This is a genomic window from Streptomyces sp. NPDC054047, from assembly GCF_055585065.1.
Window position 1 is genome coordinate 143,577 of the sequence record NZ_JBVJKV010000005.1, and the last position, 12,319, is coordinate 155,895.

Sequence of the window (12,319 nt, forward strand, 5' to 3'; positions counted from 1 at the left end):
TCCACAGCCTGGAGGTGCCTGTAGCCAAAATGTGCCGACGACCGAACAATCGGTAGGTGAGGCGCCTCACATTGCCGCGCCTCTTTTGCCGCTCCCACGAGGAGACCGCTTCCACATGGAGGTGCCGACATGACGGTCATGGAGCAGCGGGGCGTCTACCGGCCCACCCCGCCACCCGCATGGCAGCTCAGGACCGACCCCGCGCCGCTGCTGCCCGACGCGGAGCCGTACCGCGTCCTGGGCACGGAGGCCGCCGGCAAGGCCGACGAGGAGCTCCTGGGCCGCCTGTACGCCCAGCTGGTGCGCGGACGGCGGTACAACACGCAGGCGACGGCCCTGACGAAGCAGGGCAGGCTCGCCGTCTACCCGTCGAGCACCGGCCAGGAAGCGTGCGAGGTGGCCGCCGCGCTGGTCCTGGAGGAGCGCGACTGGCTCTTCCCCAGCTACCGCGACACGCTCGCCGCGGTCGCCCGTGGCCTCGACCCCGTCCAGGCGCTGACCCTGCTGCGCGGCGACTGGCACACCGGGTACGACCCGCGCGAGCACCGCATAGCGCCCCTGTGCACCCCCCTGGCGACCCAGCTCCCGCACGCCGTGGGCCTCGCGCACGCCGCCCGCCTGAAGGGCGACGACGTGGTCGCGCTCGCCATGGTCGGCGACGGCGGCACCAGCGAGGGCGACTTCCACGAGGCGCTGAACTTCGCGGCCGTCTGGCAGGCACCCGTCGTCTTCCTGGTGCAGAACAACGGCTTCGCGATCTCCGTGCCCCTCGACAAGCAGACGGCCGCCCCGTCCCTGGCCCACAAGGCCGTCGGGTACGGAATGCCGGGACGCCTGGTGGACGGGAACGACGCGGCGGCGATGCACGAGGTGCTCAGCGACGCGGTGTCCCGCGCACGCGCGGGCGGCGGCCCCACGCTCGTCGAAGCGGTGACGTACCGCATGGAAGCCCATACGAACGCCGATGACGCCACGCGCTACCGCGGGGACGCCGAGGTCGAGGCCTGGCGCGAGCACGACCCGATCCTGCTCCTGGAGCGGGAGTTGACCGAGCGCGGCCTCCTCGACGAGGACCGCAGGCAGTCGGCCCGGGACGACGCCGAGGCCATGGCGGCCGACCTGCGCGCACGCATGAACCAGGACCCCGAGCTGAACCCCATGGACCTGTTCAGCCATGTGTACGCCGAGCAGACCACCCAACTGCGCGAGCAGGCCGCACAGTTGCGGGCCGAGCTCGAGGCAGCGGAAGAAGACGGCACGGCCGGCCCGGTCGGCGCGGACGGCGAGGAGAACGCGCGATGAGTACGGTCGCGGCCGAACGGGCCACCACGAAGACAGCCAAACCGGCCACCATGGCGCAGGCGCTCGGGCGCGCGCTGCGCGACTCCCTGGCCGAGGACCCGTCCGTGCACGTCCTAGGAGAGGACGTCGGGGCGCTCGGCGGAGTCTTCCGCGTCACCGACGGGCTCACCAAGGAGTTCGGCGAGGACCGCTGTACGGACACACCGCTCGCCGAGGCGGGCATCCTGGGGACGGCCGTCGGCATGGCGATGTACGGGCTGCGGCCGGTCGTCGAGATGCAGTTCGACGCCTTCGCCTACCCCGCCTTCGAGCAGCTGATCTCCCACGTGGCGCGGATGCGCAACCGCACGCGGGGCGCGATGCCGATGCCCATCACGGTGCGCGTGCCCTACGGCGGCGGCATCGGCGGCGTTGAGCACCACAGCGACTCCTCCGAGGCCTACTACATGGCGACTCCGGGGCTCCATGTCGTCACGCCCGCCACGGTCGCCGACGCCTACGGCCTGCTGCGGGCCTCCATCGCATCCGACGACCCGGTCGTCTTCCTGGAGCCCAAGCGCCTCTACTGGTCCAAGGCCGACTGGAACCCGGACGCGCCGCAGGCCGTTGAACCCATAGGCAAGGCGGTGGTGCGGCGCACCGGCCGCAGCGCCACGCTCCTCACGTACGGCCCGTCCCTGCCCGTCTGCATGGAGGCCGCTGAGGCGGCGGTCGCCGAGGGCTGGGACCTCGAAGTGGTCGATCTGCGCTCCCTGGTGCCCTTCGACGACGAGACGGTGGCCGCTTCCGTGCGGCGGACCGGGCGCGCGGTCGTCGTGCACGAGTCGGGCGGGTTCGGCGGCCCCGGCGGGGAGATCGCCGCTCGCGTCACCGAGCGGTGCTTCCATCACCTGGAGGCGCCGGTTTTGCGCGTCGCCGGATTCGACATTCCCTATCCGCCGCCGATGCTCGAGCGGCATCATCTGCCGGGCGTGGACCGGATCCTGGACGCGGTCGCGCGGTTGCAGTGGGAGGCGGACAGCTGATGGCGCAGGTGCTCGAGTTCAAGCTGCCCGATCTCGGCGAGGGGCTCACGGAGGCGGGGATCACCCGCTGGCTCGTGGAGGTCGGCGATGTCGTCGCCGTCGACCAGCTCGTCGTCGAGGTGGAGACGGCCAAGGCGCTGGTGGAGGTGCCCTGCCCGTACGGAGGCGTGGTGACGGCCCGCTTCGGTGAGGAGGGGTCGGAACTGCCGGTGGGCGCACCGCTGTTGACGGTCGCCGTCGGCGCCCCGGACGGGAACCCGGCTCCGGCCTCGGCCCCGGCTCCGGAAGAGCCGGCGGAGCGGGCCCTGCAGGCGGCAGCCGCCGAGGAGTCGTCTGGCAACGTGCTGGTCGGGTACGGCACGGCTGCGGCGCCCGCGCGGCGCAGGAGGGTGCGTTCGGCGGGGCCCGTCACGCAGCCCGCCCCGAAGCCTGCCGCACAGCCGGTGCCGGTGCCGGTGCCGCAGGCCGTGCCCCAGCCTGCGGCACAGAAGCCCGCCGGGTCGCCAGGGGCCTCGGGTTCGGGCGGCGCATTGCCGCACACGGACGGTCCGATACCGGTGATCTCACCCCTCGTGCGCAAGCTGGCGCGGGAGAACGGCGTGGAGCTGCGGGCGCTGACGGGCACGGGTCCTGACGGGTTGATCATGAGGGCCGACGTGCAGAGCGCCATCGCGGCGCAGCGGCCGGCCGCGCACGAGCCCACACTCACGCCTACGCCTACGCCCACGACCACGCACGCGCCCACGGCCACGCCGGTCGGAGCGGTCAGCGGGGAGCCGCGCGATGCGGGGGCGGAGGTCCGCTATCCGCTGACCGGCATCAGGGGCCTCGTCGCGGACAAGATGTCCCGCAGCAGGCGGGAGATACCGGAAGCCACCTGTTGGGTGGACGCCGACGCGACGGAACTGCTCGCGGCGCGCGCCGCGATGAACGCCGCAGTGAAGGAGGGCGAGGGGCAGAAGATCTCGCTGCTCGCGCTGTTCGCCCGCATCAGCGTGGCCGCACTGGCCCGCTACCCGATGCTCAACTCCACGGTGGACATGGAGGCGCGCGAGGTGGTCCGGCTCGCCGACGTCCACCTCGGGTTCGCCGCGCAGACCGAGCGCGGTCTGGTGGTCCCCGTGGTCCGGAACGCGAACACGCGGACCACCGACTCGGTCAACGGCGAGCTGATCCGGCTCACGGAGTCGGCGCGGGACGGAAAGCTGACGCCGGCGGAACTGACGGGCGGCACGTTCACGTTGAACAACTACGGGGTGTTCGGGGTCGACGGCTCCACGCCGATCATCAATCACCCCGAGGCGGCCATGCTCGGCGTCGGCCGGATCGTGCCCAAGCCGTGGGTGCACCAGGGGGAGTTGGCGGTGCGGCACGTCGTGCAGCTCTCGCTCACCTTCGACCACCGGGTGTGCGACGGAGGCACGGCGGGCGGGTTCCTGCGGTTCGTGGCGGACTGCGTGGAGCAGCCGGCGGTGTTGCTGCGGGCGGTGTGAGGAGGCTCCGGGCAGAGGGTCGAGCCATGGCGCGGTGATGTGAGTCCTCGTACAGAGGGGCGGGAGCTCCGTACAGAGGGGTGGCATTGATCCTTCGTACGCCCATACTCGGGGGATGACCGCGCAGAGGGCCCCGGACGGCGCCGTGTCCGCCGCCACGAACGCAGCCCCGACCGACTCCACGAACGCAGCCCCGACCGATGTCCCGCACGCCACGCCGCGGGACGCCCCGCACGCCACGTCGTCCGACGCCCCCTGCGCCACGTCGTACGACGCCGTGGTGCTCGCGGGCGGCGGCGCGAGGCGGCTCGGCGGCGCGGACAAACCAGGGGTGCGGGTGGGCGGCCGGGCGCTGCTCGACCGGGTGCTCGGCGCGTGTTCCGGTGCGGGTACGACCGTGGTGGTGGCCGCGCCCCGCCCGACCGCGCGCCCCGTGGTGTGGGCGCGCGAGGAACCCGCGGGGGCGGGCCCGCTCGCCGCGCTCGACGCGGGACTGCGGTGCACGGGGGCGGAGCAGGTGGTGGTGCTCTCCGCCGATCTGCCGTTCCTGGAGGAGCGCACCGTCCGGGGCCTTCTCGCCGCGCTGCGGGAGAGCGGCGCGGACGGCGCCGTGCTGAAGGACTCCGACGGCCGGGACCAGCCGCTGGTCGCGGCCTACCGCAGCGCGTCGCTCAAGCGCGAGATCGCCCTGCTCACCGCCGAGCACGACGATCTGACGGGGCTTCCGCTGCGGTCGCTCACCGCGCGGCTCGCACTAACCCGGGTCGCGGATCCCGTAGCGTCCTTCGACTGCGACACCTGGGACGACATCGCGGCCGCTCGGGCCCGTATCAGGGAGCATGGGCACGTGTTGGATGAATGGATTTCCGCAGTCAAGGACGAACTGGGCATCGAGCTCGACGTCGACACCGGCTTGCTGCTCGACCTCGCCCGCGACGCCGCACATGGCGTGGCCAGGCCTGCGGCTCCGCTGACCACCTTCCTGGTGGGGTACGCGGCGGCGCGGGCCGCGGAGGGCGGTGGGCCCGAAGCGGTGGCCGAGGCGGCCCGCAAGGCGGCGGCGCTTGCCACGCGGTGGGCGGAGGAGGGCGTCTCCGAAGCGGCACCCGGCGGAAAGCCGGGCGCGGCCCCTGACGCCTCTGCCGCCCCCGACCCGGGGCAGGGTGTGGTTCCCGACGCCTCCGCCGCCCCCGACCCGGGGCAGGCCGCGCGGGACGACATGCGGCCGGATGCCGGATGAGTGGGCAGCCCGCGCCGGACGCCGAGCTCGACGAGGCTCTCGCCCTGGTGAACGACGACCATGGCCGCAGGACCGGCAGGCGCGCCGACGGTGAGCCCGCGGGGGGCGACCCTCGGAGCGCGGCGGCCGCCTCGGGCGGCCGGGAGCACGAAGCCGTGCCCCAGCCGCCGTCCGCGCCCGCGGCACCCCCCGCCCCTGCGGCGGCACCGGCTCCCCGCAAGCAGGGCGCGACGCCGAGCGGTCACACCCCCGCGAGCGGGCACCCTGCCCCCGGCAGCAGCGGCGGCGGCCTCGGCAGCGGCGGCCCCAGCAGCCACGGCACCCCGACCGCCCCCGGAACCCCGACCGCTCCCGGCACCTCGACTGCCCCCGGCACTCGCACCCCAGCCGCCCCCACCCCCACCCCCAACCCCAACCCCAACCCCACCAAGCACCGCAACATCACCCCCTGGCCCGCCGCGCGCAACCTCGCCGCTCGCGCCCCCCGGCCGGTCCCCACCGCCTCCGCTCCCGCCGCCGTCCCCCTGGGGCAGGCGCTCGGTCTCGTTCTTGCCGCGCCCCTCGTCGCCCTCACCGACCTCCCCTCCTTCGACACCTCCGCGATGGACGGCTGGGTCGTCGCGGGCCCCGGGCCCTGGGACGTGCGGGCCGACGGGATTCTCGCCGGGCACGGGCAGCCGGAGCCGCTCGCCGACGGGGAAGCCGTGCGGATCGCGACCGGGGCGCGGATTCCGCGGGAGACCACCGCCGTCATCCGCAGCGAGCACGGCCTCACCGACGACAAGGGACGACTGCACCCCCGGCGCGACGTCACGCAGGGGCAGGACATCCGGCCGCGCGGCCAGGAGTGCCGGTCCGGCGATCAACTCCTGCCGCCCGGCGCCCTGGTGACCGCGGCGGTCCTCGGCCTCGCGGCAGCAGCCGGTTACGACGAGCTGCAGGTGGTCCCACGGCCCAGGGCCGAAGTGCTGATCCTGGGCGATGAGTTGCTGACCGAGGGGCTCCCCCACGAGGGCCTCATCCGTGACGCGCTCGGGCCGATGCTGCCGCCCTGGCTGCGCTCACTCGGCGCGGAGGTCATCGCCGTACGCAGGCTCGGTGACGATGCCGAGGCGCTCCACCAGGCCATCACCACCTCCGCCGCCGACCTCGTCGTGACCACCGGCGGCACCGCCTCCGGACCGGTCGACCACGTCCACCCGATCCTGCGCCGCATCGGCGCCGAACTGCTCGTGGACGGCGTCGCGGTGCGCCCCGGGCACCCCATGCTGCTCGCGCGCATCCGCCCCGACCAGCACCTCGTCGGCCTGCCCGGCAATCCGCTCGCCGCCGTCTCCGGCCTGCTGACCCTGGCCGAGCCCCTGCTGCGTACGCTCTCTGGGCGCCCCGCGATGCCGCCGTACACCGCTGTGCTGCGCGAGGACGTGCACGGGCACCCGCACGACACCCGTCTCGTCCCCGTCACCCTCCGCGGCGACCAGGCGGTGCCGCTGCACTACAACGGCCCGGCGATGCTGCGGGGGATCGCGGTGGCCGACGGGCTCGCGGTCGTCCCGCCGGGTGGCGGGCGTCAGGGCCAGGAGCTGGAGGTCCTCGACCTCCCGTGGGCCCTCTCGGAAACCGGCATGGACACCGGCACGGCAACAGGCACGGCAACAGGCATGGAAACCGGCACGGCAACAGGCATGGAAACCGGCACGGGAGCAGGCACGGAAACAGACATGGCATCAGGCACTGGGGCGGGCACAGCCACAGCCACGGGCACAGGGACGGCCACAGCCACGGGCACAGGTACGGCCACAGCCACGGGCACAGGGACGGCCACAGCCACGGGCACAGGCACGGCCGGGGAGTGTTTCACGTGAAACTTCCCGGCCACGACGCCATCGCCCGCAACCCCGACGAACACCTCGTCACCCACCGGATCAAACTGCCGCGCCGGGTCGTCGAGCGCCCCCTGCTGCAGGTCGGCAAGCGGCTCCTGATGGCGCTCGCGGTGCTCGCCCTGACGACCTTCATCGTCTGGATCGACCGCGACGGCTACCACGACAACTCGGACAACGGCCTCGACTTCCTCGACGCCGCCTACTACTCCACCGTCACGCTCTCGACCACCGGTTACGGCGACATCGTCCCGTACAGCGACAGCGCGCGGCTCTGCAACATTCTCCTGATCACGCCGTTGCGCGTGCTCTTCCTGATCATTCTGGTCGGTACCACCCTTGAAGTACTCACGGAACGTACGCGCGAGGAATGGCGTCTGAACCGCTGGAGGTCCAACTTGCGTGAACACACCGTCGTCGTCGGCTTCGGCACGAAGGGCCGCTCCGCGATCCAGACCGTCTGCGCGACCGGTCTGAAGCCCGAGCAGATCGTGGTGGTCGACCCGAGCGCGAAGGTCGTCGACGCCGCCACGGCGGAGGGCTACGCGGGCGTCATCGGCGATGCCACGCGCAGCGACGTGCTGCTCCGTGCCGAGGTGCAGCGCGCCCGGCAGATCATCATCGCGACCCAGCGCGACGACACCGCCGTCCTGGTCACGCTGACCGCCCGGCAGATGAACCGCGGGGCGAAGATCGTGGCCGCGGTGCGCGAGGAGGAGAACGCGCCGCTGCTGCGCCAGTCCGGCGCCGACGCGGTGATCACCAGCGCCAGCGCGGCGGGACGGCTGCTCGGCCTCTCCGTGCTCAGCCCCAGCGCGGGCATGGTCATGGAGGATCTGATCCAGCAGGGCAGCGGGCTCGACCTCGTCGAGCGGCCGGTGATAAAGGCCGAGGTGGGCCTCGGCGTCCGCGAGACGGACGACCTCGTGGTCAGCGTCGTACGCGGGCACCGAGTGCTCGGATACGACGATCCTGCCGTGGGGAAGCTGCAGTTGATGGACCGGCTGATCACCATCGTGCGGGCGACGACGACCTCGCCGATGGCGCCCGACACCCGGTCGACTCCGCCACGTGGCGGTCTGCGGACGTAGTCGAACCGCCTGGAATCCGCAGGGAGTAGCCTCGCCCGCATGCATGCGATCACGATCCCCGAAGCCGGTGGACCCGAAGCGCTCGTGTGGGCCGAGGTCCCCGATCCCGTACCCGGCGAGGGTGAGGTGCTGGTCGACGTCGTGGCCAGCGCCGTGAACCGCGCCGACCTGCTCCAGCGCCAGGGCTTCTACAACCCGCCGCCCGGCTCGTCCCCCTATCCGGGGCTCGAGTGCGCGGGCCGCGTCACCGACATCGGTCCGGGCGTCTCCGGATGGCAGATCGGCGACGAGGTGTGCGCGCTGCTCGCCGGCGGCGGCTACGCCGAGCAGGTCGTCGTCCCCGCCGGGCAGCTGCTGCCCGTGCCCGAGGGCGTCGACCTCGTCACGGCGGCAGCGCTGCCCGAGGTGACCTCGACGGTCTGGTCCAACGTCTTCATGATTTCCCACCTGCGGCCCGGCGAGACGTTCCTCGTGCACGGCGGCTCCAGCGGCATCGGCACCATGGCGATCCAGCTGGCGAAGGCCGTCGGCGCCAGGGTGGCGGTCACGGCGGGCACCAAGGAGAAGCTCGACTTCTGCGGGGAGCTCGGCGCGGACATCCTCATCAACTACCGCGAGCAGGACTTCGTCGAGGAGATCAAGAAGGCAACGGACGGCGCGGGCGCGGACGTCATCCTCGACAACATGGGCGCCAAGTACCTGGACCGGAACGTGCAGTCCCTGGCGACCAACGGCCGTCTCGCGATCATCGGCATGCAGGGCGGAGTCAAGGGCGAGCTGAACATCGCCACGCTCCTGAACAAGCGGGCCGCCGTCACCGCGACCTCGCTGCGCGGCCGTCCCGCCAAGGAGAAGGCGTCGATCGTCGCGGCGGTGCGCGAGCACGTGTGGCCGCTGATCGCCGCGGGCCAAGTGCGCCCGATCGTCGACCGGACGGTGCCGATGAACGACGCGGCGACCGCCCATCGCGTACTGGAGGAGAGCTCGCACATCGGGAAGGTGCTGCTCGTCCGCTAGGGCCCGGGAAGGACCCGCCCGCTCTGGGGCGGGGCCCACCCGCTCTCGAGAAGGGCCCACCGCCACCGGGTCACCAAGACGGTCGAGATGCCGGAGTTGTGTCACTGTGTGACGCTTGATGCAGCTTCAGTGATCTTTCCTGATCTTGGCGACCCGGTAGCGGGAGGGGGTCAGCGCGATGACTCCATGGCTTCGCCCTTTGTTGATTCTGACGGTGCTCCTGGCCGTCTCATCTGCCTCACCCGTCTCACCCCGTTCCCTCGTCCCGACCTCGTACGCCGTTGACCCCTCCCCCGGTGAGACCCGCGCCGGCAGCGTCCCCGGCGACGGCCGGGCCCGGCCGGGGCGCGCGGATTCACAGCCGCCACCGCCACAGCCGCCGCCGCCACCACCGCCCGCGTCCCCCTCCGCGTCCGTACCGGCCCGTAGTACGCCGAAGCCGCCCCCCGTCGAGCTGGCCGACAGACAGCCCGCCACCAGGACCACGGCGTCCCACGCCACCCGGCGGACCGCCTCCGAGCCCGCCGTGCCGGGCCTGCGCGTCCTGCCGCTCGGCAGCGGCCTGGTCCTCATCGGCCTCGGTGTCGCGTTCTTCGCCGTACGACTGCGCCGCGGCTGACACGACCGCTGGCACGACCGCTGACGCGCATGCCGACACGACCGGCCCCCTCGTACACGGTGGATCAGCGGCAAATGGGGGCACCACCGATGTGTGACGTACGCGTGCGAGAGAATGGCGGCATGGAGATGCCGAGGAACGAACGGTCGCCGGAGAGCCCCCAGGTCCTGGTTGTCGGACAGGACGGAATGGCGCTCGGCGGAGGCGGAGACGACGACTCCCGCGAGGTCCCGGTGACGGAGATGGTCGAACAGCCGGCGAAGGTGATGCGCATCGGCAGCATGATCAAGCAGCTGCTCGAGGAGGTGCGCGCGGCTCCTCTCGACGAGGCGAGCCGGGTGCGGCTCAAGGAGATCCACGCCAGTTCGGTCAAGGAGCTCGAGGACGGTCTCGCCCCCGAGCTCGTCGAGGAACTGGAGCGCCTCTCCCTGCCCTTCACCGACGAGGGAGTGCCCAGCGACGCCGAACTGCGCATCGCGCAGGCCCAGCTCGTGGGCTGGCTGGAGGGCCTCTTCCACGGGATCCAGACGACCCTCTTCGCGCAGCAGATGGCGGCGCGGGCACAGCTCGAATCGATGCGGCGCGCGTTGCCGCCCGGTGTGGGCGGTGGCGAGGAGGACGAGGACGGCGGTATCGCGGGACGGACCGGAGGGCCCTACCTCTAAGACCTCTAAGACCTCTGAGACCTCTGAGGCTTCTGAGACCTCTGACAGCTCTAAGACCTCTGAGATCTCTGAGCGGTCACCGAGAGAACGCGAAGGGCCCGGTCACCAAGTGACCGGGCCCTTCGCGTCAGGTGCTGACTCGGATGCCGCGACCGCTCAGGCCGGGTTGCCCGTGGAGATGGTGATCTCGATGTCCACGTCGTCCGGGTCGACGTCGGAACCCTCCTTGGGGGACTGCGACATGACGGTGTCCTCCCCGTAGGTGTTCTCGTCCGTCGTGCGCTTGTCGTACTGCCAGCCCGCCGCCTGAAGACACTTCTGCACGGACTTCCAGTCCCTGAACGTGAAGTCGGGGACCTTGATCTTGTCCTCGTCGTTGTACGCCGTGTCGGGCTCGGTGCACTCTTCGGTCTCGATCGTCTTCGTCCGGTCCGGACCGCGATGTCCCGCCACCGGCGCCGCGCTCGATTCCTTCTCCTTGGGGTCCTTGCCCCCGTCGTCGCCGCTCAGCGACACCGCCGCGATTACGCCGCCGATGGCGAGCAGCGCGACGACGATCGAGCCGACGACCACCGGCATGTTCCGCTTGCCACCGCCCGAACCGCCCGAACCGGAGCCGCCGCCCTGCCCGTGCACCGACGTCTGCGCCTGCTGCGGCGAGAGCATGTACGGCGGCGGGGTCTGCGAGGCCTGCGGGGCGTACGCGTTCGTGGGCGCCGGGGTCGGGTAGCCACCCTGCTGCGGGTAGCCGTAGCCCGGGGTGACGGGGCCCGGGGTCGGCGTGGCCGGGCCGTAGGGACCCGGCTGGTACGGCGTCTGGACGCCGCCCTGCTGCGGGAGCGAGGAGTCGACCGGCGGGAAGACCGCCGCGCCGACGCCCGCGCCGCTCGCGGTCTGGGCGCCCGGCACGATGCTCGGGGCGGCCGCCTGGAAGGACTGGGCGACGCGCAGGCACTCGTCGCGCATCGCCTCGGCGGTCGGGAAACGCTCGTTCGGGTTCTTCTTCAGCGCGCGGGCGACGATCGCGTCGACCGCCGGCGGCAGCGAGCGGTTGATCGAGGACGGAGCGACCGGCTCCTCCTGGACGTGCGCGTACGCGATGGCCAGCGGCGAGTCCGCCTCGAAGGGCAGCCGCCCGGTGGTCAGCTGGAACAGCATGATGCCGACGGAGTACAGGTCGGACCGGGCGTCCACGCCGCGGCCCAGTGCCTGCTCCGGCGAGAGGTACTGGGGGGTGCCGACGACCATGCCGGTCTGCGTCATGGAGGTGACGCCGGACTGCATGGCGCGGGCGATGCCGAAGTCCATGACCTTGACGACGTTGCGCTTCGTCATCATCACGTTGCCGGGCTTGATGTCGCGGTGGACCAGGCCCATCTCGTGGCTGATCTCGAGAGCGGCGAGCACATCGGCGGTGATCTTCAGCGCCTGGTCGGACGGCATCGCGCCGAACTGGGCGACGGACGCGTCGAGGACGGAGCCGAGCGGCTTGCCCTCCACGTACTCCATGACGATGTACGGCATCGTCGCGCCGTCGAGCTCGTCCTCGCCGGTGTCGAAGACCGAGACGATGTTCGTGTGCGTGAGCTTGGCCACCGACTGGGCCTCGCGGCGGAAGCGCTCGCGGAAGGACTGCTCGCGTCCGAGTTCGGTGTGGAGCGTCTTGATAGCGACTTGACGGTCGAGCACGGAGTCGTACGCCAGGTGCACGGAGGCCATGCCGCCTTCACCGAGAAGATCGCGCAGCTGGTACCGGCCACCGGCCAGCGAGCGCCCCGCATACCGTCCCTGTGCGCCGTCCTGGCTGCTCATGTCGTGCGTCCCCCATCGGCGCGGTGTGCCGGACGGCTCCGCGATCGGTGATCGATTCCCGCTATTCCTGGCCAAGTCTGCCCGAGGGCAGTGACACGTCAAGCTCGATGCCCGTTCCGTGACCGTACGCGCAAGAAGCGTCTCGGAAGCGTTACAAGTTTGCGCGTGAGGG

General features: G+C 72.0%; 10 protein-coding genes. 9 read left to right on the forward strand and 1 reads right to left on the reverse strand.

The features are described from left to right. Positions 1-129: 129 nt before the first annotated feature. From pdhA to ACZ6ZP_RS20430, 9 genes are all read left to right on the forward strand, one after another. Entirely contained in the window at positions 130-1,302 is a 1,173-nt protein-coding gene (gene pdhA / locus ACZ6ZP_RS20390; protein WP_366461928.1) for a pyruvate dehydrogenase (acetyl-transferring) E1 component subunit alpha, read from the forward strand. After that, positions 1,299-2,327 (forward strand): alpha-ketoacid dehydrogenase subunit beta, encoded by a 1,029-nt coding sequence (locus tag ACZ6ZP_RS20395; protein ID WP_351168935.1) that lies wholly within the window; start codon positions 1,299-1,301, stop codon positions 2,325-2,327. The genes pdhA and ACZ6ZP_RS20395 overlap by 4 nt, the downstream gene beginning before the upstream one ends. Next, the gene (locus ACZ6ZP_RS20400) at positions 2,327-3,820 is read left to right on the forward strand and encodes a dihydrolipoamide acetyltransferase family protein (RefSeq protein WP_469407777.1); all 1,494 of its coding nucleotides are present in this window, start codon (positions 2,327-2,329) and stop codon (positions 3,818-3,820) included. The genes ACZ6ZP_RS20395 and ACZ6ZP_RS20400 overlap by 1 nt, the downstream gene beginning before the upstream one ends. Positions 3,821-3,935: 115 nt before the next feature. Further along, positions 3,936-5,060, forward strand: a complete 1,125-nt coding sequence (locus ACZ6ZP_RS20405; RefSeq protein ID WP_469407778.1) for an NTP transferase domain-containing protein — start codon at positions 3,936-3,938, stop codon at positions 5,058-5,060. Further along, entirely contained in the window at positions 5,057-6,925 is a 1,869-nt protein-coding gene (locus ACZ6ZP_RS20410; RefSeq protein WP_469407780.1) for a molybdopterin molybdotransferase MoeA, read from the forward strand. Before ACZ6ZP_RS20405 ends, ACZ6ZP_RS20410 begins: the two co-directional genes overlap by 4 nt. After that, positions 6,913-8,034, forward strand: a complete 1,122-nt coding sequence (locus ACZ6ZP_RS20415) for a potassium channel family protein (protein WP_351168929.1) — start codon at positions 6,913-6,915, stop codon at positions 8,032-8,034. Before ACZ6ZP_RS20410 ends, ACZ6ZP_RS20415 begins: the two co-directional genes overlap by 13 nt. 39 nt (positions 8,035-8,073) lie before the next feature. Then, entirely contained in the window at positions 8,074-9,051 is a 978-nt protein-coding gene (locus tag ACZ6ZP_RS20420) for an NAD(P)H-quinone oxidoreductase (protein ID WP_366461931.1), read from the forward strand. Positions 9,052-9,250: 199 nt separating this feature from the next. Further along, positions 9,251-9,670 (forward strand): hypothetical protein, encoded by a 420-nt coding sequence (locus ACZ6ZP_RS20425; protein WP_469407782.1) that lies wholly within the window; start codon positions 9,251-9,253, stop codon positions 9,668-9,670. 122 nt (positions 9,671-9,792) lie between these two features. Further along, the gene (locus tag ACZ6ZP_RS20430) at positions 9,793-10,335 is read left to right on the forward strand and encodes a bacterial proteasome activator family protein (RefSeq protein WP_351167210.1); all 543 of its coding nucleotides are present in this window, start codon (positions 9,793-9,795) and stop codon (positions 10,333-10,335) included. 156 nt (positions 10,336-10,491) lie between these two features. On the opposite strand, the gene ACZ6ZP_RS20435 is transcribed toward ACZ6ZP_RS20430, so the two are convergent. Further along, a complete protein-coding gene (locus tag ACZ6ZP_RS20435; protein ID WP_468614546.1) occupies positions 10,492-12,147 on the reverse strand; it encodes a protein kinase domain-containing protein in 1,656 nt (551 codons plus the stop codon). Positions 12,148-12,319: the final 172 nt, after the last annotated feature.